Below are 23,807 nucleotides of genomic sequence, written 5' to 3' on the forward strand. Positions count from 1 at the left end.
AACTTATTTATTAAAAATATTTACGCCATAAATCTAAAAATTCAAAAGATACATTTCCGAAAGCATCATTATTTGTTTTAAGATAATGTTGAATTACATTATTGTATTTTTCGCTTTGTCCAAAAGCTATTATTATAGATTTTAGAACAACTCGATTGATATTTATTTCATTAAATGTTTTTTCTATATCAGCATAGGTAAAATTATAATCTCCAGAATTAATTTTTTCGGAATAAAAATTAAAAATACTATATATAGATTCTAGTGTTTGCAAATTGAATTGATTTTCTAATGCCATCCTACTTATAAAACAATTATGAATAACAATTTGTTCTAAATAATGAACTTTTTCTGCTAAAGATAACTCCATAATATCCTCCTTTTATGCTTTTTATGATTAGAATTAGGAATTATAAATTTTAAAATATAAAAATTTATTAAAATTAAAAAAATAAATTAATTTTTAAAACTAAAATAAACCTGGCTCTAAATTTTCTCTTAATTCTTTAGTGATTAAATATACAGCATTTAAGCTTAACTCATATTTTTTGGCACATTCTACACTTGCATTTTTGGTGGTTAAACCTTGTTTTATAAGTGTTTTAAAATCTTGTTTTAATTCTTCATCTCTCATTAAAGTCTTATAGCTTGGGATATAAATATTTCCACCACCAAATTCTTTTAAAATCTCACGCTTATCATTATTTTTCACAAAATCAATAAAATAATCAAAATATTCACTATTAGAGAGCATATTAAGCCTTAAATAAAGATTTTTAAAATTTTATCTAAAAAAATAAAATTTGGTAAATTGAGATTATAATTACATTTTTACATAAAGGAAAAACAATGAAAAAACTCTTATCTATTCTATTATTTTCATCTTTATCTTTATTAGCTAGTGATAATTTTAATGAAAGTAAGAAAGAATTAGTAAAACTTTATGAGAACTTAGGTAGTGCTTATCAATATGATTTTTATTGTAATGCTCCATTTAAAGCAAATAAAAAAGGAAAATACACTAAGTTTGAAGTAGTTAAAAGTGATTTATACACTCCACGTAAGGAATATACTAAAAAAGGTAAAATCAATCAAAGAGCAAAACGCATAGAATGGGAACATATTATGCCTGCACAAAACTTTGGAAAACATTTGCCTTGCTGGAGAGAAGGTGGTAGAAAAGCTTGTCAAAAAGATCCACTTTTTGCAAAAATGGAAGCTGATAAACAAAACCTAGTTCCTGCTATAGGCGAGGTTAATGGCGATAGAAGTAATTTTAGATATGCTGAGGCTCCTTTGAATTTAGAATATACTCAATATGGAAATTGCAAAGTATATACAGACTTTAAAGCAAAAAGATTTTATCCTGCTAATTATTCTAAAGGATATATTGCAAGAAGCTATTTATATATGAGTAAAACATATAATATTAGATTATCAGATCAAGAAAGAAAACTTATGGAATCTTGGGACAAACAATATCCTATGAGTGAAAAAGAAAAAAGAATTAGGAAATTAACTAGATAGCTCAAGCTAGATTCATTCTAAATCTAGCTTAATATCATGAATGAGAGAATCAAGGTTTATATGGCAGCAATCTTGTTTTTCACGCATTGCATCATTAGCTTCTTCTCTAATGCTACCCACAAGATTAATTAAAACATCAAACTTTTCATTAAATTTGATTTGAGTTTCAAAACCTTTATAAAATACGACAATATTTTCTTTGTCAACTTTTAAAACAAGCTCTGATTGCTTTTCTATTACCAAAGATAAAAAAGTTCCATTTTTAGTATAAAGCTCTAAAATCATTTTAATATCCTTTTGTTTTGATGAGACAACATTAGCTTCGCTTAGCTGAATGTGTGCTGTTGTTTTCTAAATTTTTAAGTCCTAAAATGACTTTATTAGCATCTTCTATACTTAAATACCAAAGATGTAAAGGTCGCTTTTTAATAATATTATTAATAAATTCTCTTAAAGCCCATTGTGTAGGATTTTTAGCATTTTTACTCCAAATAGCTTGTATCATATTAAGCTGTTTTTTTGTAGCCCTTCCACTTTTGGTATTTTCATTTTTAAAATATCTTGCTTTTTTAGTATTTTTTAAAAACTTTTCATCATACCCCAAAGCTATAGCAAAATCTCTAAGTTCCTCAATGCTTAAATCTTTGGATGAGCTTTTACCATATCTTTCGTTTAATACCCAGCGATAGCTTTCATCATCGCTTAAATGAGTGTCTTTTCTTAGTGTATGAATTATTTTTATAAGTTGTTTTTTAAGATTTTGCATTCAAATCCTTTTTAATATTGTTTTTTATAATAATTTGAAGTTCTAAAAATTTTTCTTTTAAAACATTATCGTGAATATGAAAGTTTCCCGTGCTTTTTTCAATAAAGATTTCTTTTTTAAAAACTTCTTTTTCTTGCGTGTTTTTTAAAATTATAAGCTCTGCTTTTATATCCTTAAAAATAAGCATATAATTCTTATAAAAAAGTTCAAAATTTTGTTTATAAATCACTCTTAATTCAGCCTTTATCCATTCTTTTTTGGCATTAAATTCCATTAAAGCAGTGGTATTTGTAAAATAAAAAACCAAAATTTTATTTTTTATCACAGCTTGTTTAAAGAATTTTTGTATTAAAAATTTTTCTAAACTTTGTCTAGACATATTTTGTAAGGCTTGATAAGCTCTTAATTTTACAAAAAACACACTTTCATCATTAAAAGACTTTGAAGTAAGAAATTTCACAAACCATCCTTTAAAAACTTAATCAAGCCCATTAAATCAATGGACTTTGTTAAATTTTTGGCTTTTTTAACATATTTCATTTTTATGTTAAAATTTTTAATATTTTTTAACATTTTAAAAGCTCAGGATTTTCGTGGATATTGCCGATTATTTCGGTATCATATCCTTCATCTTTAACTAAATAAATTAAAGAGCCTATGTAATCTCTACTTTTACTTTCAAGATAAAAAGTCCCTTCTTTATGAATGCTAACTTTTGCCAAAAAGCAATCGTATGGACTTTTAGTTTTAACAATATCCCCTTCATAAATCTTTTTGCCATTTTTATCATAAATCCCAGTCCATGGCTCGATTTCTAAATCATTGCCATTTCCTATAAACATATCTGTAATATCCGCAGTATTTGCGTAAAATCTTGAAATTCGCCCAGCAATCACTCTTTCGTTATCTATTTTAATTAAAGTCGGCTCTTTCTTTAGAAACTCTTCTTTAGTTTTATCCCAAATCCTAAAATCAAATTCACTTAATTTCATTTGCTATCCCCATTTATACTTTTTATAGTTTCTTGCCATTCTTTATCATTTTTAAACTCACTACGAAGCTCTTTTAAAATTTTTATTGCTTCATAGCTTGGTAAGCTTTGTAAAATATTTCTTATCCTTTGTAAAGGGTTTATATTTATATTTTCATCAAGCCTTCTTAAAAAATCTTCTTGTTCTACTTCATTTAATCGATCATTAAAAAGATATAAAACATCATTTACATCTACATAATCTAAATCACTTACATCTATATCTAAATTCATTCTCATCCTTTTGTTTTAAATTAAGTTTTAAAAACTTAATCAAGCCCATTAAATCAATGGACTTTGTTAAATTTTTCTTTTTTTAAATCTAATTTTTTGCTTTGCACTCATTCTCTTTTTTCTTTTAAATCTTTGTTTTTTTAGTTTGGGTTTGTTTTTAGAATTAATGGCTAAAAAGCCATTAAAATGAGCTGTTTTTGCTTTGAAAACACTATTTAAAAGTCCAAAAGCCACTAAAGAAAGTTTTCTCATTTTTCAATCTCCAAACTTTCAATACGAGGTTCTATTCTAAAATTATCTTTTACCACTCTTTTAAGACCAAGCTTTACTAAAGTACTATCTTCAAGCCCTACAATAGCATCTTTATTAAGCTCTTCTTTGTAGCTAATACAATCATTAAGCCCATAGCTTTTAAAAGCTTTTACAAGAGCTTCTAGCTTTTCTTTTACTCTTGGTAAAGGCACACTCTCGCTTATGCGATAGCCAATTTTTCCAAAGGTAAATTCTTTAGATCTTTTTTCAGCAAATTCATGCTTGTTGTTTTCACAAAAGGTGCTAATACATTGTTCCATATATTTAAGCTCATCGTTTAAAACTTTAATTTTACCTGCATGAGCTTCTTTAATCTCATTACAAGCTAAAGTTACATCACCATTAATCTTTTCTATCTTTACACTAAGTTCAGCTATTTTTTTAAGTGCTAAATTGACATCTTCAAAACTTTTTATTTCCATTTGTTCTCCTTTAAATTGTATTTTCTAATTTGGTAATCCCAAAGAACCACGCCATACCTTAAAAGTATCGCGTGTTTAATTCTTTTTCTAACTATTCTCAAACCCTTTTTATAAGGGCAAATCCAATGTTAATTCTTTAATGCCAAGCTTTTTAGCTAATGCTAATTCTTCTTGCATCCCTTGCGAATACTTAGCATCTTCATGAGTACTCATATAAATGTAATCACTTGCTTTTAAAAGATCTAATCCCATTTTTAAAGCTATTTCCCTGTGTTTTTCTTCATCTAAATAGCTAAATTGTAAAATAGGTGAAACAGGTGTAAAGCCTTCACATTCACGCATGATTTTTAAGCATTCTTGCGTTGCTATGCTAATAGCTTGTGCTTTTCTTTGACTTTCTCTTACAGCTAAAGCTTTATAAGGGGAAGCTATATAAACTATCGCCATGAATTTTCCTTTCTAATAAATTTAAGTTTTAAAAAACTTAATCAAAGTGCTTTAATTAAGCACCTTTGTTAAGCTTTTTGCTCTTTTCATGATTGATTATTTTTAAGGCAATATGATCAGGATAGATTCCTTTTAAAATATCTATAAATGCACCACTTTCTTTGTAAACAATACTTGCACCTTTTACCTCATATAAAGAAGCACTATAATCAGCTCTTTCGCCTCTAATCATTCTTCTCATTTTCTTTCTCCTTGCATTAAATTTTCTTTTTTTACTCTTTGCTCTTCTAAAGCTTCTAAGGTATCCATAATCTCTCTCCATTTTTCTTTGTTTTTTGGATGAGCTAGCTTTTTTAAGGCGGATTTATATATTTGCCCAACTCTAACTCTTGAGATATTTAATTCCCTAGCTATTTCTTCAAAATTCATTCTTAACCTAATAGCAAATATCCAGCTGCAGCTTCAATATGCTTTATTTCTATACTTTTACCATCAGCAAAATCACTAGCTCTTTTTAAAAGCTTTTCGCTTTTTCTAAAATTACCTCTAGCTAGATTAAAAACCAAATCTATTGCTTTTTTATCTACTAAGGAAAAATAATCACAAAGAGCTTTTAAATCATCATTTTTTAAACCCTCTTTGCTTTGATAGCAAAGTCCTTTTAATTCCCATTTTGCACCAATTCTAGAGCTAAGCTGTCCATATTCGTTATAATCATTTCTACCAACACCTGTAAGATTGTTTTTAAGTTTTTTAGTTCCTACTAAAATCAAAGCAGTGTTTGAAAAATCATATATACGTCTTAAGCACTCAAGTGCTCTAAAAGGTAAGTGTTCGCTCTCATCTATAATTAAAACTTTTGAAGTTCTTGATAACTCACTAGCTATGCCTCTAATCTTATCATCAAGTGAGCCTTTAAAACACACATTAAGTTTGTTTTCAAGACCGCTTAAAAGCATTCTTTTGCTAGTTTCAGTAGTAGCTTCAAACAAAACTACCCTTGTGCCATTTTTATTAGCATATTCTTTAATAGCTCGGCTTTTACCAGTTCCTGCTTCACCTATGATAACCCCCATTTCACGATTACACATAGCATTTTCTATAGTTACATTAATTGCTTTTACATCTTTTGTAACTATAAAAGGTGTTTGTAGTTCTTTAATGCTCTTTTCTTCTACGAAGCTTTTTATATACTTTTCAAGCAATGGTTCTACTTTAGTAGCATATTTATAAGCACTACCTTCTTTCATGTATCCAACCATATAACTTTTATTAATACCTAAGCGATCAGCTAAGTTGTTTTGAGAGATGTTTTGTGTATTTAAAAATCTCTTTGTTTGTTGGGCTAAATCCATTTTTCATCCTTTTGTTTTTTTGCTAAGTTTTTAGATTTTAAAAACTCTTTAAAACTTGAATTAATCAAGCTTTAAACAATTTTTAACCAGCAAAATACTTTCTATCCATAAAAGCTTCCATGTCAAATTCGCTTTCATTATTTGTAGTTTCTTTTTTAGAGTTTAAAATAAGCTCATCAGCACTGGTATCATTTTTAATTTTTTCAAGTTTTCTTTGTGTTGCTAAATTTTCTTTAGCAAGTGATTTTTGTTGTACTTCTTTAGCTTTTATAAGTGAGTTTTCAAAAGCAACTTGTAGATCTTGTAAGTCTTGTTTAATATTAAGTTTAGTAAAGGCCGCAATTTCATCTTTTTTAAGCACCTCTTTGATAGCTTTAACTTCGCTTTCATAGCCTTTTTTAAGTATTTTAAAGCTTTCTTTGCTAAGTTTAGCGATACTTTCATCAAGTGCTAAGCAAATAAAATTTCCCATCATATCATAGATAAAAAGCTCTTTGATATTATCGATATTTTGTACACATTTAACCTTTGTTCCAACACTTGGCATTAAGGCACTTTTATAAACTCTACCTTCAAAGTTAATACCTTTTTTGCCAACAACTCTAAGCTCCTTATTGCCTGCATTAAATAAAAATTCTTCATAAGATATTTTTACTATAGCTCTATCACATGAGTTCCAAAGTTCAAGTGGTGTTTTAACGCCTTTTTTACGACGTACTTTAGACATATTCCATTTAATTACTTCAGCTTCTAAAAATTCACAAGCCTCATTAAAGGTATGAAGTAGTTTTTGATTAGTCTTTTTAGTAAAACCGTATTCATCTTTAGCATGTCGTTCTTTTTTAGGAGTTTTTTGCTCAATAGCTTCTCTTTTAGCTAAATTTGATCCTATTGCTCCATGAAATAAAGAAATACCAGCATGTTGAAGTGTTCCAAATCTTCTTTCAACTAAAGCCTTTTGTTCTCCCGCATAAGCAATAGCTGCATCATAAGTTATATTAAGACCATCAAGTAAGCTTTGAAAATCTTTTGAAAGATAATCTTTACCATTATCCCCTTTAATCATATCAGGCTTACCAAACTTATCTATAGCTTTCCATAAAAGGCGTATTAAGCTTAATGAATTAGATTTTTTTACTAAAGTAGCTACTCCCATACCACTAAAGACATCAACGACACTTAAAATATGAGGGCGGAAAGGCTCTAAAGTTTCATCATCTCTAACTATAAAATCAGCTGGAGAGCTATCGATTTGCCAACACATATTTTTCATATCATAAAGCTCTCTTTGATTGCCAAGTGCAGGTAAAAACTTACTTTTTGCTTTATCTAAGCCCTGAGTGATAATACAATGTTCTAATGGTTTATCTTTATAGTAGTTTTTAATAAAGTTTTGCAAGGTTTTTACGCTAAAAAGCGGTTTTACCTCTCCTAAATCAAAACCTATAAAATCATAGTTTTCTTTTTGTGCTGCCTCTTTGTGAATTTGCCACCAAAGCTCAGTGAAATTAAATCCACCCGCTGCAAAGGAGCGATACTCTCTTAAAGCATACTCTTGTATCCAAGTGCTAAGTTTTGTTTTATCTTTGCGGTGAAGTCCGCGAGTGTCAACTAATGATTTAATGCAATTTGTTTTGTATTTAGCTCTCCAGCGACTATAGGTTCGCCAAGGTATATTGCAAAGTACTAAAGCTCTTTTTACACTTAATCCACCTTCAACATATTTTTCAACTTGTTTTAGAATTTTAAGCTTTTCTCTGGCGTTGTTTTTTATTTCATCACTTAAATTTTCAAACTTTATATTTAAAACAGCCAAATCACTATTTTTTGGCTCTGTTAAACACAAACTATTTTCTTTAATAATGTTGTTTTCAGTATTATTACTTATAACATTATTTAAGTCTACCTTTTGCATTTTTTCATTAAAAATCAAAATGTCATTAGTGATTAATTCTTGATTAAAAGCGGTTAAAAGCTGTTCTTTGCTTATTTTAAATAGTAATTTTTTGCCACCTCTGCCACCATTAGTATTATCTACTTTCAACCACTCATATTTATTTGATTTTCTAGTTACTGCAAGTCTTAAGGCACCTTCACTTACATTAAAAATTTGCGAAGCTTCTTTGGTTTCTAAAAAATACATTTTACTTTAAACCTTGCGGAAGCTCGTTAATAATACCAAGCTCTAATAGTTTTTCAAATACAACTTTTGTGCTACCTTTGGTATTTCTTTGACCTGTAATTTCGCCTTTAATAACTCTATGTAAAATATCATAACTGATATTATGTGTTCTAGCAAAGGCTTTTACATTAATAGCGTTGTTTTCAAAATATGCTTTAATCATATTTTTCCTTTAATACTTCAATTTTAATTGAAGTTTATTTTTGATTGTGATAAAATTTCAATTTTAATTGAAGTATTATAGTAAAAAATTTTACATTAGTCAATAAACTATGTTAAATATTTTACTTTTTATAAGGGTAATATATGACCGCAAATGATTTTAAACAAATAAGAGAAAAATTAGGACTTACACAAGAGCAATTAGGTAGTGAGCTTAATTTAACAAGACAGCAAATTATTAATATAGAAAAAGGCAAAACACCTATTAGCAAAAAGTATTTTGATAATATAAGCAAATTAAGTAAAAAATTTTACATTGATAAAGAGAAAAATACACAAACTAAAGATATAAATAAACAAGAAATTAATTTTTATTCTATACCAAAACTCGATATTTCAGCTTCTGCTGGCGGTGGCAATGAATTAATAGGATTAGAAGAATATGAAACTGGTGAAATGCTTGAGCTTAGTAAAGCTTTTTTTAAAACAATACCAAAGAATTTAAAAGCTATTAAAGTTGATGGATATTCTATGGTTCCGATGCTTCTACCTGATAGCTGGGTAGTATTTGAAGAAACACATGAGTATCAAGGAGATGGATTATATATTTTAAATTTTGATAATCAACTTATGGTCAAGCTTTTGCAATTAAATCCAATAAGTAAAATTTTGGATATCATTAGTGTTAATAAGGATTACAAAAGCTACAGCATAGACCTAAAAGACTCACAAATTGAGTTAATTATACAAGGAAAGGTTCTGCGTTCTATTATATAGTTTAAGGATTTAAAATGAATGTTGTATTATTAATATTAATAATTATTTTTATTATTCTTTTATGTAATTATTTATATAGAAGAATAAAAGGAATGCCAGATAAATCACTGAAAGAAACTTGGAGCGATCTTAAACTTGAATGGTGTAAATACAAGCAAGAAAGTAAAGAAGATTGGGATAAGTATGAGCAAAAATGTAAAAAAATTGATGAAGAATATAGACAGAAAATACAAAAAATAAATGAAAAATTTAAAAAAGAAAAAAAGAGCAAAAAAATGGAGTTTAAAAAATTCCAAGCGACTTCAAAAGAAACTTTTATCATAGAAACTCCTGACAACAAAGATGTTGAGGTTGAATTAACTTGTACGGCTGGATTAATTCAAACTAGCCAAATTAATTATGAAGAAATTGTTAGGAAAGAATTTTTATATCAATGTTTTCCAGTAACTTGGGATGATTTTTTAAAACTCAACAAATATGAAAAAATATTAGCCTATGCAGTTAAAGATTGCAATGATATAGGATTGTTAAAAGAAGTTCATATGCAAATGTTCAAATACTTAAAATGGCAAAGTGAACTTCCAGAAGAACTTAAAAAAGATATACGATCTAGAAAAAGATATCTGTATGAATTTTCAGAACCTGTTAATGTAAAAAATAAATTAAGTTTAGCAACTTATTACTATTATAGAGATTTCTTTTTAAATGAAATACCAAAAGGAAGCTGTTTTATTATAAAAACAATGCATCGAGGTGATGAATTAAGCGAAGCTTTGTATAATGCTTATTTTTTAAAAGATGATGAAAGTATAGATATATATTATCCGCCAAATTTTTATGGAGATACATCAGGTTTTAGTATAGTAGAGCCTAGATTTTTTTATAATAGAGAGTATTATAAAAACTGCAAACCTTTCAATCGTTTTGATTTAAAACCACATCCTGATTATGATTTTAATATTCCAAAATATATAGTAAAGCATTATTTAGATATGAAAACTATTGTTAAAGAAGATGAATATCATAAACGAATTTTTTGTTAATTTTATTAAATAAGATCATATTTTAAGTTTAAGGTTTGTAGAAAAATAAAATGGCCACTTTTATGGACTTTTTATTTTTCCGTATGGACTTTTTATTTTTCCGCCGACATTATTTTCCATCAATAAAAGTTTAAAAATTTCTCTTAAAGACATTTTTCTTATGTGCAAATAATTTTGAGTATGATTTAACTTTTCTCTGGCTAATGAATCTTTTATTATAATACTAAAACCACATTCTCTACCAAGTTCATTTAAAATTTCAATCAAAGAAGTTTTATTTTCTACACTTATATCAAAAAAGCGTTGATGACACTGTGAAGCAAAAACATTTGTAAAAGTTAAGATGCTAATAAATAAAAATATTATTTTTTTCATACAATTTTAAAACCATGATTTTTTCTTCCTTTATCAATACAACTTGAGAATTTTTAATCTCAACAATCTTAAAACCTTCAATATCATCATTTAAAGCATACCATTTATCATTAATCTTAACTTTATTAGAAATGATAGCTTGCAAAGAAAAATCAGATTTTATATTTGTAGTCTTTTGAAAAAAAGGATCTTGAATCAAAGAAAAATCAATATTACTGCAATCTTGATTCAAAAATGGGTACTTAGCACCAAAAGCACTAAGCACCCATAAACTCACAAGTAAAAATCGAAGCAAATTTTAATTTTCATTACTAAAATCAGCACTTGCTAGACGTTTAAGTTGTCTATAACGGCGTTGTGCTTCTGCTTTATTTTTTTCAAATAATTCTTTTGCTTGCTCAGGATTTGATTTTTTCAAAGAATTATAACGCACTTCATTCATTAAAAAGCTTTCATACAAATCCCAATCAGGCTCTTTAGAAGAAATTGTTAAAGGATTTTTACCTTCAGCTTCTAAACGTGGATCATAAATATAAGTTGGCCAATATCCACATTTTGTGGCAAGTTCTGCTTGATTTCCTGAATTTCCAAGCCCACCTTTAATACCGTGAGCTATACAAGGAGAATAAGCAATAATCAAAGAAGGTCCATCATAAGCTTCTGCTGCTATTATTGCTTTTAACAATTGCGCATAATTTGCATTAGAATTTACTTGAGCTACAAAAATATAACCATAAGTCATAGCAATTTGACCTAGATCTTTTTTCTGCACTGGCTTACCTGCTGCAGCAAATTGAGCTACTGAACCTGTTCTTGAAGATTTTGAGCTTTGGCCTCCAGTATTAGAATACACTTCAGTATCAAGCACTAAAATATTTACATTTTCACCACTTGCTAAAACATGATCAAGCCCACCATAACCTATATCATAAGCCCAACCATCACCACCAAAAATCCAATGTGATTTTTTACTTAAATAGCTTTTCAGTTCTAAAATATCATTTACAGTTTTAATCTGTTTATTTTCTTCTAGCAATGGCACTAACTTATCTCTTAGCTCTAAAGAAGCTTTAGAATCTTCTTTATTTGCAATCCATTCTTTATACAATGCAGAAAGCGCATTAGGAACTTCTTGCATACTTTCATTCATGATTTGCTCAATTTTATGTCTTGTTGTTTCAGTTGCTATTTTCATACCAAGACCAAATTCAGCATTATCTTCAAATAAAGAATTACCCCAAGCTGGTCCATGACCATTTTTATTACTTTTTCTATATGGAGTTGAAGGAGCTGAACCACCATAAATAGAACTACAACCTGTTGCATTAGCAATAATCATTCTTTCACCAAACAATCTAGTGATTAAAGTGATATAAGGAGTTTCTCCACACCCTGGACATGCTCCATGGAATTCAAATAAAGGTTGAGCAAATTGAATACCTTTTGCATTTTCTCTATTTAAGATATTATCTTTATAGCTTACTTTTTTGAATAAATAATCTGCATTTTCTTGCTCACCATGATCAAGCTCTTCACCTAGTGGAACCATTACTAAAGATTTTTCTTTAGTTGGACACTCATGCACACAAAGCTCACAACCTGTACAATCAAGTGGCGAAACTTGAATTTTGAAATTTAATTTTTGCTCTTTTACGCCTTTTGCATTTAAGCTATGTTCTTTTACACCTGCTGGAGCATTGTTTAATTCTTCTTCATCAATCAAGAAAGGTCTAATAACCGCATGCGGACACACTGAAGCACATTGATTACACTGAATACAATTAGTTTCTATCCATCTTGGCACCATAACACCAACGCCTCTTTTTTCATACTCAGTAGTACCATGCTCAAAACTACCATCTTCATAACCCAAAAATGCTGAAACTGGTAAATCATCTCCCTTAGCTGCATTCATAGGTTTTGCGATTTTTTCAACAAACTCAGTACCTTTATAGGCTATAGTTTCTTCTTTAACTTCATCAGCTAAATTTGCCCAAGAAGGATCAATATCAACTTTTACAAGTCCATCTGCACCCACATCAATAGCTTTGTAATTCATCTCAACTATAGCATCACCTTTTTTACTATATGATTTATAAGCTAATTCTTTCATATATTTTTGCGCATCTTCAAAAGGAATGATATTAGCAAGCTTGAAAAACGCTGATTGCATAATTGTATTTGTTCTACTACCTAGTCCTATTTCTCTAGCAAGTTTTGTAGCATTAATAATATAAAAATTAATTTCTTTTTGCGCTAAAACCCTTTTTACTGCATTTGGAATCTTCTTAATAGTCTCTTGCGCACTCCAAATACTATTTAAAAGGAAAGTTCCGCCTTTTCTAATGCCTGCTAAAACATCATAAATTTCTAAATAAGCAGCCACTGAACACGCTACAAAATGCGGTGTAGAAACTAGATAAGTTGAAGTGATAGGTTTTTTAGAAAATCTTAAATGGCTTCTTGTATAACCACCTGATTTTTTAGAATCATAAGCAAAATAAGCTTGTGCATAAAAGTCTGTTTTATCCCCTATAATTTTAATAGAGTTTTTATTCGCCCCTACAGTACCATCAGCACCAAGTCCATAGAATAGGCACTCTATAGTACTCTCATCACCCAAAGAAATTTTTTCTCCCACAGGCAATGAAGTAAAGGTCACATCATCATTAATTCCTATGGTAAAACCATCTTTTGGATTTGCTTGATTTAAATTTTCAAAAACCGCTAGAAGTTGAGCAGGATCAACATCTTTTGAAGAAAGCCCATATCTACCACCAACGATTAAAGGTGCTTTTTCTTTTCCATAATATGCACTTTTCAAATCTAAATAAAGTGGCTCACCTAAACTACCTGGCTCTTTAGTTCTATCTAATACAGCAATTTTTTCAACACTTTGAGGCATTACATCAAATAAATATTTTAAACTAAATGGTCTATATAAATGAACTTTTAAAACCCCTACTTTTTCGCCTTTACTATTTAGATGATCTACAACTTCTTTTAAAGCTTCAGTCACTGAACCCATTGCTACTACAATGCGTGTTGCGTTTTTATCCCCATAATATACAAAAGGTTTGTATTCTCTTCCTGTAATTTTTGAAATTTCTTGCATATATTCATTAACAATGTCAGAAATAGCTTCATAATATTTATTTGCTAACTCTCTTGTTTGAAAATAAATATCATCATTTTGAGCTGTACCTCTTGTTTTTGGATTTTCTGGATTTAGACAGGAATTTCTAAATTCTAATAAAGCTTCACGGTCAAGCAAACGATCAAAATGTGCATAATCCATCACTTCGATTTTTTGAATTTCATGGCTTGTTCTAAAACCATCAAAAAAATGCATAAAAGGCACTCTACCTTTAATAGCTGCTAGGTGCGCAACACCTGCTAAATCCATACTTTCTTGCACAGAATGCGAGCAAAGCATAGCAAAGCCTGTTTGTCTTGCTGCATAAATATCTTGATGATCGCCAAAGATAGATAGTGCTTGAGAAGCCAAAGCTCTAGCTGCCACATGAATAACCCCAGGTAAAAGCTGACCTGCGATTTTATACATATTTGGTATTTTTAGCAAAAGTCCTTGAGAGGCAGTATAAGTAGTAGTTAAAGCGCCAGCTTGCAAAGAACCATGAACCGTCCCTGCCGCTCCTGCTTCACTTTGCATCTCTACAACTTTAACCGGTACTCCAAAAAGGTTTTTTTTACCTTGAGAAGCCCATATATCAGTATAATCTGCCATTGGTGAACTTGGGGTAATAGGATAAATTCCAGCAACTTCTGTAAATGCATAAGCTGCATAAGCTGCTGCTTCATTACCATCCATTGTTTTCATTATTTTACTCATCTAATTATCCTTATAATTAAAATAATTACTTAAAATCAATAGCTACTTTATCTTGAATTGTCTTAAACAATGATAAAAAATTTTTATTATTTATAAGTATGGAGTTTGAGTGTGAAATTATCGGATATTTTTTATATACTCTATTGCCTCATAAGTATTTTTAAAAAGTGGAATTTTAAATTTAGCTAAACTTTCCTTGCTTTCATAACCACTACTTACTGCTATGGGTTTAACGCCAGCATTACAAGCTGCTTGGATATCTAAATGAGTATCTCCGATCATAAATGCATTTTCTTTACCTTTAGATAATTTTTCTAAAGCTAATAAAATAGGCTCAGCATTTGGTTTTGGGTGAGTTACATCATCTCTACCTATAATAACTTTAAAGTATTTTCCTATCCCTAAATAATCTAGCAAAGGTTTGGAAAATTTAGAACTTTTAGTCGTTACAACAGCTAAATCAGCAAACAAACTAGCCTCATATACACTTTCTTTTGCCAAAGAGAGCAAAGAAGTTTGCTCTATATAGATTTTTTGATATACGCTTCTATAAGCATTAATATACTCACTTGTTTTTTCCTTTGGCACTCCAAGTTTTTCAAAAGCTACATCTAAAGGAAAGCCTATTAAAGCTTTAATGGCCTCATGATCTCTTAAAGGCTCGCCAAAAGCTTTAAAAGCAGCATCAAATCCATCTAAAATGGCACTTGTAGAGTCTATCAAAGTGCCATCTAAGTCAAACAAAATTGTCTTTTTTAACAAAGTTTATTCTTTAATGAAAAATTTTGCTTCCACGCGTCTATTTTGCGCGCGACCTTCTTTAGTATCATTGCTTACTTTTGGCTTATCAAAACCATAGCCTTTAGTTGCAATTTTTTCTTTAGCAACACCTGATTTTTCAAGTTCTTTCGCAACTGCCTTAGCACGCTCTAATGATAATTTTTGATTATAAGCTTTAGTTCCTGTACTATCTGTGTGACCTTCTAAAATAGTATAATATTGTGGGTTTTCTTCTAAAACCTTACCTACTTCTTGGATTTTTTGTGCAAATTCAGGGTTTATAGTGATTTGATCAAAACCAAAATGACCTTCAAGCGCTATTGTTTTTTCACAACCTATATGATCAAGTAAAGCACCTTTTCTTGGTTCTGGACATGATTTATCAATTTGTTTTGTTTGCGGTTTTTCTTCGATTTGTTTAGTTGCAGTTTGAGGAGTTTTTGGAGCTTTATTACCAAAATAAAAACTCAAGCCAACACTAGAAATCAAATTATGTTCACCATTATTGAATTTAATTTGATCTCTTGCTTCAAGTCTTAAAGCCAAATCTTCGCCAAGTGCAAATTTAAAACCTGCACCATATTGAGCAAACATACCACTTTTATTTTCATAAGCTCCATGGCTTAAATACTCATAACCCGTTCCTAACAAACCATATAAATATACATGATTAGCTAGATCAATTCCTTTAATAGCATTTACATAAAATCTTGAAACACTAGTATCTGTATGTGTATTATCGTTTGGATTGTTATATTTTGCATTATCATAATACTCTAAGCCAAGCTCAGCTTGATCTATCCATAAATCATCATAATGATAACCAAATCTTAAACCCACTCCGCCATAATTTTTAAGATCTAAATTTCCTTCTGGGGTTGTATAATTAAAGGTTGGAGTGATTTCTATTTTACTAGCATCAAAAGCAAACAAAACACTAGCTAAACTAACTAATCCTATAATTTTTTTCATAAACTATCCTTAAATAATGAAAATAAATGAGATATTATATAAAAAGAAGATTAAAATAAAATAAGCCCCTTTTTGGGAAAGGGGCTTAAATTTACTACAAAAAGGAGGTTTCCCTGATCGGACCTTGAAATTATAAAAGTTTATTCTAAACAAAAAATCCTTTGATTTTAAACAAAACAAAAATATATGAAAAAATGTGATTTTAAAAATAAAAGAGAGAGTGGATCCAAAAAAATGGATCCAAAAAAAGATTAACGTTTAGAGAACTGTGGACTTCTTCTTGCTTTTCTGCGACCGTACTTTTTACGCTCAACAGTTCTACTATCTCTAGTAAGAAGTCCTTTTGGTTTTAATAATGCTCTAAAATCTGCATCCATAGCAGCTAAAGCTCTTGAAATACCATGTCTTAAAGCTTCAGCTTGAGCGCTGTATCCACCGCCTAAAGTTGTTGCTTTAATATCCATAGAAGTTTCTTGCTTAGTTACTAATAAAGGCTGAACTACTTTTAACTTTATAGCTTCATGTCCGCCAAGCCAAGTGTTTAAATCCATACCATTAACGATGATTTTACCACTACCAGCTTTTACCCAAACTTTAGCTACAGCGGTTTTTCTTTTACCTGTTGCGTATGTTGTTGCCATGATTATTTTCCTTTATTAGCAATTTGAGCAGTATGAGGATGTTCGCTACCTGCATAAATTTTTAATTTTTTTAGCATAGCTCTACCTAGGTTTGTTTTAGGTAGCATACCACGAACTGCTAATTTATATAATTTAACTGGATTTTTTTCTAATAAATCACCAAATTTTTCACTTTTTACACTTCCAAAATACCCTGAATGTCTGTGGTATAGTTTATCTTCTGCTTTATTTGCGCCTGTGAAAACTGCTTTAGAAGCATTGATAATGATTACATAATCTCCACAATCAACATTTGGAGTATAGCAAGGTTTATTCTTACCTCTTAAAATAGTCGCTACTTCTGTTAAAAGACGACCAAAACGCTTTCCTTCAGCGTCTAAAACGATCCATTCGCGTTTTACTTCGTTTGGCTTTGTTATCTTTGTCATCATCTTACCTTTGCCAAAAATTTTTTTAAAAATGAGATTATAATTATTTTAGCTTAATTAATACTTAATTTAAGAATATTTAAAGCTTAAATATTCTTACCACTATATAAAAAATACATAACTTGATAAAAATAAATTTCACAAATAAAACAATACAAATAACAAAATTTATTTTTAATACAATGTTAAACCTCCACTATCTCCACTTTATCCTTTAAAACATATATCAAAAAAGCCTTAGTAGAAGTCTTGGCCAAGATTTTTTCTATAGCTTCTTTGTAAAGTAAAACTTGCTTTTTATGCTCGTTTAAATTTAAACCCGTTTTATAGTCTATAATGATAGCTTCATTATCATCAAATGCAAGCATATCAAGTTGTTTTTGCTCACCTTTATAAGTGATGATTTGCTCTTTTAGTAGCTTTTTACCCACCAAAAGTGCGTTAAAGCTCTCATCTTTTAAAAGCATAGTAAGTCTTTTAAAAAGCTCATTAAAACCTTCATCATCTAAGTAAAAACGATATTTTTTATACACCATTTGCTTGCAAAATTCAAAATTACTCTTGGTATTAAAATCAAAATATTGCAAATACTCATGCAAAGCCAAACCAAAATGTATTTGTGCGCTTGAAAGATGACTTTTTACTTTAACTTCTTGCAAATTTACTTTTTGAAATTCTTCAAAGCTTTCTATTTGCTCTAAATTTTCTAAAGGCTCTTTTGTTTTAACAAGCTGTTCTTCTATAATGCCTATTTGTTTTTCTTTATAGTCTTGAAAATAGCTCTTAAAGGTTTTGAAACTCTCATCATTTTTTATGATAAAAAGAGAATTTTTAGCTCTAGTAAGGGCTACATATAGACAATTTATCTCATCTTCTGCTTGAAGTTTTTCTCTTTTAGCTAAAAAGGCATTGTAATTTTGATCTTCAAGATATTTTCTAGCACTGTGTCGGTATTTTACTTCCCAACCCTGCTCTAAATCATACTCAAACATTAAAGTTTCATTATCCGGAGCTTTTTTACTAAGTCTATCAAGTACGATTAAATTTTCAAATTCAAGCCCCTTAGATTTATGCACGGTCATAATACTTACTCCATCATCTTGAGCTTGCAAAGACTTTAGCTCACATGGAGCAAATAAAAAATCAAAGAAATTATCAAAAGCACTTGCATACTCTAAATATGCGATGAGATTCACATCACTTAAGTCAAGTTTTAAAACATGTACCAAGTATTTTAAAATCTCACCTACACTACGGTTTAAATCAAGCGTTGCAAACTCAAGTTCTTTTTCTAAAATACTACTTGCAAAGTACAAACTAAACTCATCTTTAAGCACACAAGCCTTTGCATACTCAAAAAGCACTCTTACACTAATACAATCCATCAAAGCTACATTGCTTTGCGTATAAGCTTTAATGTCATTTTCTTCAAGAAATTCTTTCATTAAAGTAGCGTCTTTGTTAATCCATACCAAAATGCAAATTTCACTGAGCTTTACGCCTTTTTCTAAAAGCTTTTGGATGATCTTTAAAACTTCTTTGCCACTTGCTTCATGCAAAGAACTTTTTGGCGGGATATGATTTTGCAAAACTTCCACATATCCACCTTCTTTAATGCTTTTTTGCAAAGTAAAGCTAGGATTTAAAAAGCTATCAAAAAATTTATCTTTAAAGACTTCATTTACATAATCAACAATGATCTTTTTACTACGATAATTAGTATCTAAATGCTCTAATTTAATTTGTGGAAAGTCTTTTAAAAGCTTATCAAAAAGCTCTTTTTTACCCCCTCTAAAACCATATATGCTTTGCTTTTTATCCCCCACATAAAAAAAGCTTCTATTTTTTTTCACTCCCTCGCCTGAAACAAGCTCAGCAATGATGGGTTTTAAAATTTGATACTGCAAAACATTAGTATCTTGAAATTCATCGATTAATAAATGCGAAATATAACCATCAAGCCTAAAATAAATCAAATCTTTATTAGTTTCATCACTAATTAACTCATGAGTTTTTAAAGCTATATCTGAAAAAGTTAATGCATTTTGCTTGGCATTATTTTCATTTCTTGCTTCTTTAAAATGCTTCAAAAGCTTTGCAAGCATACTAATGCGATAATTTTCCATTTGAGTAAAATACTCTTTTGCGCTTTGTAAAAACTCCGCTCTTTTTTGTAAAAATTCACTATCAATGACTTTTATAAAATATTTTTTATCTAAATCACAAATAATAGGTTTAGTAAAGAAATCTTCTATGTTTTCAAATTCGAAATTTTTTTGATAGTTTTTATCTGTGCTTAAATTTCTTGCATAAGTTATAAACTCACTTAAGCTTTTTTCTAAAAAAGTTTTATTTGGAAAATGTGCATTTTGTATAGATTTTATCTCACAAGATCTTTCATACAAGCTTTCAAGATTTTGCAAAAAATCACTTTTACTTTTTGTTTGGACAATATAATAAGCTAAAGCTCTTAATTCTTCTTCGTCTAATTTAGAAATGAAATTTTTATAACTATCTTGACTTTCTATAATGTCAAAATCACCCATAAGACCTAAATTTAAAGCAAAAGAACGAATGATTTGTGAAAAAAAGCTGTCAAAAGTGTAGATATTAAGCTTAGATCTTAAAAACTCATCTTTGTATTTTTCTCTTAAAGCTATAAGCTCATCCTTGCTTTTACCTAGCATTTTCATAAGCTCATTACACTCTGCTTTATTCTCTCCATTTTCAAGCACATCAAATTCTAAAAAGGTTTTAAAAACTCTTTCTTTCATTTCACTTGTAGCTTTATTAGTAAAAGTAAGGGCTAAAATTTCATTAATCTTAGCTCCCATTAAAACCAAAGCTACAAAACGCACACTTAATGCAAAAGTTTTTCCACTTCCTGCACTAGCTTCTAAAGCTAAAAAAGGCTCAAAATGATAACTCAAAGTTTAAACTCCTTTTTATAAAGCATGGTATAAGGGCTGTAAGTATTGTCGTTTTTTTGATTAAAAAATTCTTTTTCCAAAGGTTCTTTAGCAAGCTCATTAAGTAAATCTTTCAGTTCTTGTACGCTCTTACTTTTAGCATTTTCATGTATGATTTTGATATTTTTTAGATCATAAAAACAAGCTTTTGTATTTAATAAGGCATTTTGACTTTCTAATAAAAACTTATAAAAAGCAAGTTGATAAGACTTTTCATCAGCCTTGCCACTTTTATAATCTATAATCAATCTTTCATTGCCATTATTATCTACTCTATCTAAAAAGCCTATGACGTGAATTTTCACTCCATTTTCTGCAATAAATTCTTTTCTTGGTGGATTAAATTCGCATTTTTCTACCACATAACCTTGCTTAAAATGCTCATTTTCAAGTGTTTGAAATTCTTTAAATATAGTTTGTATTAAAGCTAAATTTAGTACATCAACTCGGTATTGCTTAATGCTTTTTACCACTTGCATAAAAACTTCATAATCAAAATGATTTTTAGATTTTTGTGTATAATAAAGCTCTAAAGCCTTATGGATAAAACTCCCCAACTCATTTGCTCTAAGTGTATCATCTAAAGTCTTTGGCTCTTTTAATTTTAAAACATACTTATAATAATAATCCAAACCATAATGCACAAGAAGATGAAATCTTGAAAAAGAAAGATCGCTTTGAAAATAATCGTGTTTTGCTTTAATACTTACAATAGGTTCAAGATTAAAAGTACAAGGATAAGTTTGAAAATATTTCACATAAGCATTATTACTATAAGTTTTATCTTCATAAAGTGGAAGTTCAAGTTCATTTAAAAATCTTGATTTGATTTTTTCTTCATTTTCCACATAAGAAATTCCAACTAATTTTGCCTTGGCTATTAAAGTATTATAATAATGTCTTTGTAAATTTTCTCTTTGAGCATGAGTGATAAGTCCTGCTTTTTTACGAATTTCATTATTTAAAAATAACTCGCTTGAAACTCTTTTTGGAATAAACTCATCATTAAAATCAACTATAATTACCCCATCATATCTAAGTCCCCTACTTTCTAAAAGTCCCATTACAGTAACTTCACCACCACCAACACTGCTTAATTTTATACCATCAATTTGCATAAAAAATAATTCTAAAATTTGCACAAAGCTTAACTTGTGTGTTTTTATAAGCTCTTTGATAAAAATAAGCTCTTGATGTATACAATTTTTTAATTCCTCTTCACTATCTTCTAGCAAATTAAAAATAAAATTCTCAAAAAAATCATAAGAAATATTTTCATCAAAAAGCTTTTTAAACTCTGCAAAATCAACGTTAGAAGAAAAAAAATGTAAATTGCACAAATGTTTATTTAAATTACACCTTTCATAAAAATCTTCATTTTCTTCATACTCAAACTCATCATCTTTAGCACTTTCATACAAAGACTTTAGTCTATGATAAAAAAGTGTGTTTTTAATACTCTCTCCACTTGCATAGTTTAAAACATTGTTTTTATCATAAAGTCTTAAAATATCTACAAAATTCTCATCGGGAGTAATCACTACAATATCTTTTGCACAAATACCCGCTTTTAAAAAAGAATTAATTTTTTCAAAAACAAAAGCAGCTTGTAAAGATCTTAAGTGAAAACTTTTATAACTAATCTTACTTTCTTTAAAAAAGCACTCTTCTTTTAAAATTGTTTTTTGATTTACATCAAACAAATAAGCATGATTTTCTTTAAGAGAAAGTCCTTGTAAAAAGCTAAGAGTATTTAAAAAATCTTTATTAAATTTAGTGCAATTAAACTGTACTTTAAGAGGAAGTATTTCCTTAACTTTTAACAAAAGCTCTACTTCAAAAGCATTTAAAAAACCTTGAAAATCAAAAATAATCTCATCATAATTTTTTAAAAAATCATTATTAATTTCATAATCTAGTGGCAAAGAAATATCATCATATAGATTTTGCTCTTTTAATAAAGCAAGATAATTTTTAAAAAGCTCTTCTAAAATTTGCAAATGCTCATCATACTGAGCATAAGCATCATGAAATTTTAGCGAGTTGATATCTTTTTTTTCTAAACTAAGCTCTTTAAAGAAACTAAATAAATAAGCATTATTCTTTAAGAAAGCAAAAAAATTACTCGGTATTTTTAAACTTTGCTCTAAATTTTTAGTTTGCTCGCAAGCCTTTTTCATCAAAAGCAAGCATTCATAATGAGTTGCTTGAAAATGTGGAGAAAAAACTAATTTTTGCATAAATTCAGCTATACCCATAGCCGGTTCTACTAAACTATCATTCTGTAGTTTTTTCTCATAATACTTTCTTAAAGCTCTTAGTGAGCTAAATACAAAAAGTTTCATTATTTAGTTTGTAAAAAGAATTTAAAAAATCCTACACTATTTTCATCTTGAGTGATTTTTAAAAGTATTTGCCAAACACCTTTTTCTTTGATATTGAAATCAAATACCAAATCACTTCCTTCTAATCTTGCTTGTAAATTTTCATCATTTTCATTTGTATGTGGGCGTGAAAGTAAAGTTTGAATTTGAAGCTTACTTAAGTCATAATCTTTTAAATTTTCAATAGCAATTCTCAGTTCATTTTGCCCTTCATTGATATAATAAACTTTATTTTTCTTATGCACAAAGCTTTCTTTATCTTTAATGCTTAGCTTAAAATTTTCATCAAAAGTCTTTTGTCTGTTTTGAATTTCATTATAATTTAACTCAACATTTTGATAAGAATCAAAATAAAAATTATCTTCATACACAGGGGCTTTGCTTGCAATAAAAATCGTAACAATACAAGCTGTAACAATAAGCCCCAAAGAAATCAAAATACCATAAGGCCAAAATGTTTTCTTATTTTGCATTTATCTTCTCCTTTTGATTTTTCTTTGAACTAGCATTAAAATTGCAACACATAAAAAACCATAAATTAAAATTCTCATGATATTTAAAGTATCACGGTTTGAGTTTCCATAAAAAGGTTTTATATTAAAATGATTTGCCACTTGATCAGCAATATCTGCATAACCATTTAAAATAGCAGCGTTGTAAATATCTTTTTGTTTAGGATTTGCAAGTATAGGTAAAATCGTTCCTTTTTCAGGATAAGGACTTAAAACACCTTCTTTATCAAAATACTTCATAGCATCATCACTTGCAAGTATATCTACCTTATGCGAAGCTTTAGAAAAAACAAGTAAAATATATGGTTTACTCAAATTAGCTTCATAGCTTTTTAAACTTTCAAAATCTTTCTTATCACTTAAGGCTAAAGCAATATTCACACCAGTTAACTCATGAATTTGTTTCGAACTTAAAGTGATGTTTTGTTCTATTGCAGTGTTTAAGATGTTATCATTTAATAATATTTCAGCATGCAAGAAATTAGTAAAACAAATAAAGATGGCGGTTAAAAAACCGCCTTTAAATATATTTTTCATCCTATAAAAAGATGATTTACAGTTAAAACCGACCAAGCAGTAATTCCTGCTGCTACAACTAAGCCAGCTATGATTAAGTATTCAAGAACTTTTGCCATA

General features: G+C 28.9%; 30 protein-coding genes. 3 read left to right on the forward strand and 27 right to left on the reverse strand.

The features are described 5' to 3' along the window. Positions 1–10: 10 nt before the first annotated feature. Both CAMP5082_RS01375 and CAMP5082_RS01380 read right to left on the reverse strand, forming a co-directional pair. Entirely contained in the window at positions 11–370 is a 360-nt protein-coding gene (locus CAMP5082_RS01375; RefSeq protein ID WP_337205699.1) for a hypothetical protein, read from the reverse strand. Between the two features lie 99 nt (positions 371–469). Beyond that, complete coding sequence (locus CAMP5082_RS01380) at positions 470–754, reverse strand: Mor transcription activator family protein (protein ID WP_337205700.1); 285 nt, start codon at positions 752–754, stop codon at positions 470–472. A 95-nt stretch (positions 755–849) separates the two neighbouring features. Between CAMP5082_RS01380 and CAMP5082_RS01385 the strand changes: the two genes are divergently transcribed. Then, positions 850–1,527: an endonuclease gene (locus tag CAMP5082_RS01385; protein WP_337205701.1), complete on the forward strand. Its 678-nt coding sequence runs from the start codon at positions 850–852 to the stop codon at positions 1,525–1,527. A gap of 12 nt (positions 1,528–1,539) precedes the next feature. On the opposite strand, the gene CAMP5082_RS01390 is transcribed toward CAMP5082_RS01385, so the two are convergent. The 13 genes from CAMP5082_RS01390 to CAMP5082_RS01450 all read right to left on the reverse strand — a co-directional run bounded on the left by CAMP5082_RS01390 (position 1,540) and on the right by CAMP5082_RS01450 (position 8,438). Continuing rightward, positions 1,540–1,812 (reverse strand): hypothetical protein, encoded by a 273-nt coding sequence (locus CAMP5082_RS01390; RefSeq protein WP_263682204.1) that lies wholly within the window; start codon positions 1,810–1,812, stop codon positions 1,540–1,542. A 31-nt stretch (positions 1,813–1,843) separates the two neighbouring features. After that, positions 1,844–2,293, reverse strand: coding sequence for a phage protein GemA/Gp16 family protein (locus tag CAMP5082_RS01395; RefSeq protein WP_214136104.1), 450 nt, complete (start codon positions 2,291–2,293; stop codon positions 1,844–1,846). Beyond that, a complete protein-coding gene (locus tag CAMP5082_RS01400) occupies positions 2,280–2,753 on the reverse strand; it encodes a hypothetical protein (RefSeq protein ID WP_257398787.1) in 474 nt (157 codons plus the stop codon). Before CAMP5082_RS01400 ends, CAMP5082_RS01395 begins: the two co-directional genes overlap by 14 nt. 106 nt (positions 2,754–2,859) lie before the next feature. Continuing rightward, positions 2,860–3,285 (reverse strand): YopX family protein, encoded by a 426-nt coding sequence (locus CAMP5082_RS01405; protein ID WP_337205702.1) that lies wholly within the window; start codon positions 3,283–3,285, stop codon positions 2,860–2,862. Then, positions 3,282–3,557 carry a hypothetical protein gene (locus CAMP5082_RS01410; protein ID WP_337205703.1) on the reverse strand — a complete coding sequence of 92 codons (276 nt, stop codon included), beginning with the start codon at positions 3,555–3,557 and terminating at the stop codon, positions 3,282–3,284. Before CAMP5082_RS01410 ends, CAMP5082_RS01405 begins: the two co-directional genes overlap by 4 nt. A 66-nt stretch (positions 3,558–3,623) precedes the next feature. Beyond that, positions 3,624–3,809 carry a hypothetical protein gene (locus CAMP5082_RS01415; protein ID WP_263692883.1) on the reverse strand — a complete coding sequence of 62 codons (186 nt, stop codon included), beginning with the start codon at positions 3,807–3,809 and terminating at the stop codon, positions 3,624–3,626. After that, positions 3,806–4,291 (reverse strand): host-nuclease inhibitor Gam family protein, encoded by a 486-nt coding sequence (locus CAMP5082_RS01420; RefSeq protein WP_257398790.1) that lies wholly within the window; start codon positions 4,289–4,291, stop codon positions 3,806–3,808. The genes CAMP5082_RS01415 and CAMP5082_RS01420 overlap by 4 nt, the downstream gene beginning before the upstream one ends. 108 nt (positions 4,292–4,399) lie before the next feature. After that, entirely contained in the window at positions 4,400–4,738 is a 339-nt protein-coding gene (locus CAMP5082_RS01425; protein ID WP_337205704.1) for a DUF7768 domain-containing protein, read from the reverse strand. Between the two features lie 55 nt (positions 4,739–4,793). Further along, complete coding sequence (locus CAMP5082_RS01430; RefSeq protein ID WP_126340881.1) at positions 4,794–4,979, reverse strand: hypothetical protein; 186 nt, start codon at positions 4,977–4,979, stop codon at positions 4,794–4,796. Continuing rightward, entirely contained in the window at positions 4,976–5,167 is a 192-nt protein-coding gene (locus CAMP5082_RS01435; RefSeq protein ID WP_039663969.1) for a sigma factor-like helix-turn-helix DNA-binding protein, read from the reverse strand. The genes CAMP5082_RS01430 and CAMP5082_RS01435 overlap by 4 nt, the downstream gene beginning before the upstream one ends. A gap of 2 nt (positions 5,168–5,169) precedes the next feature. After that, positions 5,170–6,093 carry an AAA family ATPase gene (locus CAMP5082_RS01440; RefSeq protein ID WP_337205705.1) on the reverse strand — a complete coding sequence of 308 codons (924 nt, stop codon included), beginning with the start codon at positions 6,091–6,093 and terminating at the stop codon, positions 5,170–5,172. A gap of 82 nt (positions 6,094–6,175) precedes the next feature. Continuing rightward, entirely contained in the window at positions 6,176–8,236 is a 2,061-nt protein-coding gene (locus tag CAMP5082_RS01445) for a DDE-type integrase/transposase/recombinase (protein ID WP_337205706.1), read from the reverse strand. Between the two features lies 1 nt (position 8,237). Continuing rightward, positions 8,238–8,438, reverse strand: coding sequence for a Mu phage-associated protein (locus CAMP5082_RS01450; protein WP_039663976.1), 201 nt, complete (start codon positions 8,436–8,438; stop codon positions 8,238–8,240). Between the two features lie 143 nt (positions 8,439–8,581). On the opposite strand from CAMP5082_RS01450, the gene CAMP5082_RS01455 reads away from it, so the two are divergent. Continuing rightward, positions 8,582–9,214, forward strand: coding sequence for a LexA family transcriptional regulator (locus CAMP5082_RS01455; protein WP_337205707.1), 633 nt, complete (start codon positions 8,582–8,584; stop codon positions 9,212–9,214). Positions 9,215–9,306: 92 nt separating this feature from the next. Next, positions 9,307–10,257, forward strand: a complete 951-nt coding sequence (locus CAMP5082_RS01460) for a hypothetical protein (protein ID WP_337205708.1) — start codon at positions 9,307–9,309, stop codon at positions 10,255–10,257. Positions 10,258–10,317: 60 nt separating this feature from the next. On the opposite strand, the gene CAMP5082_RS01465 is transcribed toward CAMP5082_RS01460, so the two are convergent. The 12 genes from CAMP5082_RS01465 to CAMP5082_RS01520 form a co-directional block, all read right to left on the reverse strand. Then, positions 10,318–10,632, reverse strand: coding sequence for a hypothetical protein (locus tag CAMP5082_RS01465; protein ID WP_337205709.1), 315 nt, complete (start codon positions 10,630–10,632; stop codon positions 10,318–10,320). Next, positions 10,604–10,927, reverse strand: a complete 324-nt coding sequence (locus tag CAMP5082_RS01470) for a hypothetical protein (RefSeq protein ID WP_263678564.1) — start codon at positions 10,925–10,927, stop codon at positions 10,604–10,606. Before CAMP5082_RS01470 ends, CAMP5082_RS01465 begins: the two co-directional genes overlap by 29 nt. A gap of 3 nt (positions 10,928–10,930) precedes the next feature. Beyond that, the gene (gene nifJ, locus CAMP5082_RS01475; RefSeq protein WP_337205710.1) at positions 10,931–14,485 is read right to left on the reverse strand and encodes a pyruvate:ferredoxin (flavodoxin) oxidoreductase; all 3,555 of its coding nucleotides are present in this window, start codon (positions 14,483–14,485) and stop codon (positions 10,931–10,933) included. Between the two features lie 117 nt (positions 14,486–14,602). Next, entirely contained in the window at positions 14,603–15,247 is a 645-nt protein-coding gene (locus CAMP5082_RS01480; protein WP_337205711.1) for an HAD family hydrolase, read from the reverse strand. A gap of 3 nt (positions 15,248–15,250) precedes the next feature. After that, complete coding sequence (locus CAMP5082_RS01485; protein WP_337205712.1) at positions 15,251–16,237, reverse strand: OmpA family protein; 987 nt, start codon at positions 16,235–16,237, stop codon at positions 15,251–15,253. Between the two features lie 251 nt (positions 16,238–16,488). Then, positions 16,489–16,878, reverse strand: a complete 390-nt coding sequence (gene rpsI, locus CAMP5082_RS01490) for a 30S ribosomal protein S9 (RefSeq protein WP_039617655.1) — start codon at positions 16,876–16,878, stop codon at positions 16,489–16,491. Between the two features lie 2 nt (positions 16,879–16,880). Next, positions 16,881–17,306 carry a 50S ribosomal protein L13 gene (gene rplM, locus CAMP5082_RS01495; RefSeq protein ID WP_039617653.1) on the reverse strand — a complete coding sequence of 142 codons (426 nt, stop codon included), beginning with the start codon at positions 17,304–17,306 and terminating at the stop codon, positions 16,881–16,883. Positions 17,307–17,491: 185 nt separating this feature from the next. Continuing rightward, positions 17,492–20,236, reverse strand: coding sequence for a RecB-like helicase (locus tag CAMP5082_RS01500; RefSeq protein ID WP_337205713.1), 2,745 nt, complete (start codon positions 20,234–20,236; stop codon positions 17,492–17,494). Continuing rightward, positions 20,233–22,620: a PD-(D/E)XK nuclease family protein gene (locus tag CAMP5082_RS01505; protein WP_337205714.1), complete on the reverse strand. Its 2,388-nt coding sequence runs from the start codon at positions 22,618–22,620 to the stop codon at positions 20,233–20,235. The genes CAMP5082_RS01500 and CAMP5082_RS01505 overlap by 4 nt, the downstream gene beginning before the upstream one ends. Beyond that, on the reverse strand, positions 22,620–23,132 hold the full coding sequence (locus tag CAMP5082_RS01510; protein WP_337205715.1) for a FixH family protein: 513 nt from the start codon (positions 23,130–23,132) through the stop codon (positions 22,620–22,622). Before CAMP5082_RS01510 ends, CAMP5082_RS01505 begins: the two co-directional genes overlap by 1 nt. After that, positions 23,133–23,708, reverse strand: a complete 576-nt coding sequence (locus CAMP5082_RS01515; RefSeq protein ID WP_257906101.1) for a hypothetical protein — start codon at positions 23,706–23,708, stop codon at positions 23,133–23,135. Beyond that, positions 23,705–23,806: a hypothetical protein gene (locus CAMP5082_RS01520; RefSeq protein ID WP_087685197.1), complete on the reverse strand. Its 102-nt coding sequence runs from the start codon at positions 23,804–23,806 to the stop codon at positions 23,705–23,707. The genes CAMP5082_RS01515 and CAMP5082_RS01520 overlap by 4 nt, the downstream gene beginning before the upstream one ends. Position 23,807 lies beyond the last annotated feature (1 nt).

It is taken from the genome of Campylobacter sp. LMG 17559, from assembly GCF_024723605.1.
Taxonomy (GTDB): domain Bacteria; phylum Campylobacterota; class Campylobacteria; order Campylobacterales; family Campylobacteraceae; genus Campylobacter_D.

Bases quoted from the DNA above. Each gene is read 5' to 3' on its own strand.
- CAMP5082_RS01375 (WP_337205699.1), bottom strand. From the start codon at position 370: ATGGAGTTATCTTTAGCAGAAAAAGTTCATTATTTAGAACAAATTGTT.
- CAMP5082_RS01380 (WP_337205700.1), bottom strand. From the start codon at position 754: ATGCTCTCTAATAGTGAATATTTTGATTATTTTATTGATTTTGTGAAA.
- CAMP5082_RS01385 (WP_337205701.1), top strand. From the start codon at position 850: ATGAAAAAACTCTTATCTATTCTATTATTTTCATCTTTATCTTTATTA.
- CAMP5082_RS01390 (WP_263682204.1), bottom strand. From the start codon at position 1,812: ATGATTTTAGAGCTTTATACTAAAAATGGAACTTTTTTATCTTTGGTA.
- CAMP5082_RS01395 (WP_214136104.1), bottom strand. From the start codon at position 2,293: ATGCAAAATCTTAAAAAACAACTTATAAAAATAATTCATACACTAAGA.
- CAMP5082_RS01405 (WP_337205702.1), bottom strand. From the start codon at position 3,285: ATGAAATTAAGTGAATTTGATTTTAGGATTTGGGATAAAACTAAAGAA.
- CAMP5082_RS01410 (WP_337205703.1), bottom strand. From the start codon at position 3,557: ATGAATTTAGATATAGATGTAAGTGATTTAGATTATGTAGATGTAAAT.
- CAMP5082_RS01415 (WP_263692883.1), bottom strand. From the start codon at position 3,809: ATGAGAAAACTTTCTTTAGTGGCTTTTGGACTTTTAAATAGTGTTTTC.
- CAMP5082_RS01420 (WP_257398790.1), bottom strand. From the start codon at position 4,291: ATGGAAATAAAAAGTTTTGAAGATGTCAATTTAGCACTTAAAAAAATA.
- CAMP5082_RS01425 (WP_337205704.1), bottom strand. From the start codon at position 4,738: ATGGCGATAGTTTATATAGCTTCCCCTTATAAAGCTTTAGCTGTAAGA.
- CAMP5082_RS01430 (WP_126340881.1), bottom strand. From the start codon at position 4,979: ATGAGAAGAATGATTAGAGGCGAAAGAGCTGATTATAGTGCTTCTTTA.
- CAMP5082_RS01435 (WP_039663969.1), bottom strand. From the start codon at position 5,167: ATGAATTTTGAAGAAATAGCTAGGGAATTAAATATCTCAAGAGTTAGA.
- CAMP5082_RS01440 (WP_337205705.1), bottom strand. From the start codon at position 6,093: ATGGATTTAGCCCAACAAACAAAGAGATTTTTAAATACACAAAACATC.
- CAMP5082_RS01445 (WP_337205706.1), bottom strand. From the start codon at position 8,236: ATGTATTTTTTAGAAACCAAAGAAGCTTCGCAAATTTTTAATGTAAGT.
- CAMP5082_RS01450 (WP_039663976.1), bottom strand. From the start codon at position 8,438: ATGATTAAAGCATATTTTGAAAACAACGCTATTAATGTAAAAGCCTTT.
- CAMP5082_RS01455 (WP_337205707.1), top strand. From the start codon at position 8,582: ATGACCGCAAATGATTTTAAACAAATAAGAGAAAAATTAGGACTTACA.
- CAMP5082_RS01460 (WP_337205708.1), top strand. From the start codon at position 9,307: ATGCCAGATAAATCACTGAAAGAAACTTGGAGCGATCTTAAACTTGAA.
- CAMP5082_RS01465 (WP_337205709.1), bottom strand. From the start codon at position 10,632: ATGAAAAAAATAATATTTTTATTTATTAGCATCTTAACTTTTACAAAT.
- nifJ (WP_337205710.1), bottom strand. From the start codon at position 14,485: ATGAGTAAAATAATGAAAACAATGGATGGTAATGAAGCAGCAGCTTAT.
- CAMP5082_RS01485 (WP_337205712.1), bottom strand. From the start codon at position 16,237: ATGAAAAAAATTATAGGATTAGTTAGTTTAGCTAGTGTTTTGTTTGCT.
- rpsI (WP_039617655.1), bottom strand. From the start codon at position 16,878: ATGGCAACAACATACGCAACAGGTAAAAGAAAAACCGCTGTAGCTAAA.
- rplM (WP_039617653.1), bottom strand. From the start codon at position 17,306: ATGACAAAGATAACAAAGCCAAACGAAGTAAAACGCGAATGGATCGTT.
- CAMP5082_RS01505 (WP_337205714.1), bottom strand. From the start codon at position 22,620: ATGAAACTTTTTGTATTTAGCTCACTAAGAGCTTTAAGAAAGTATTAT.
- CAMP5082_RS01510 (WP_337205715.1), bottom strand. From the start codon at position 23,132: ATGCAAAATAAGAAAACATTTTGGCCTTATGGTATTTTGATTTCTTTG.
- CAMP5082_RS01515 (WP_257906101.1), bottom strand. From the start codon at position 23,708: ATGAAAAATATATTTAAAGGCGGTTTTTTAACCGCCATCTTTATTTGT.
- CAMP5082_RS01520 (WP_087685197.1), bottom strand. From the start codon at position 23,806: ATGGCAAAAGTTCTTGAATACTTAATCATAGCTGGCTTAGTTGTAGCA.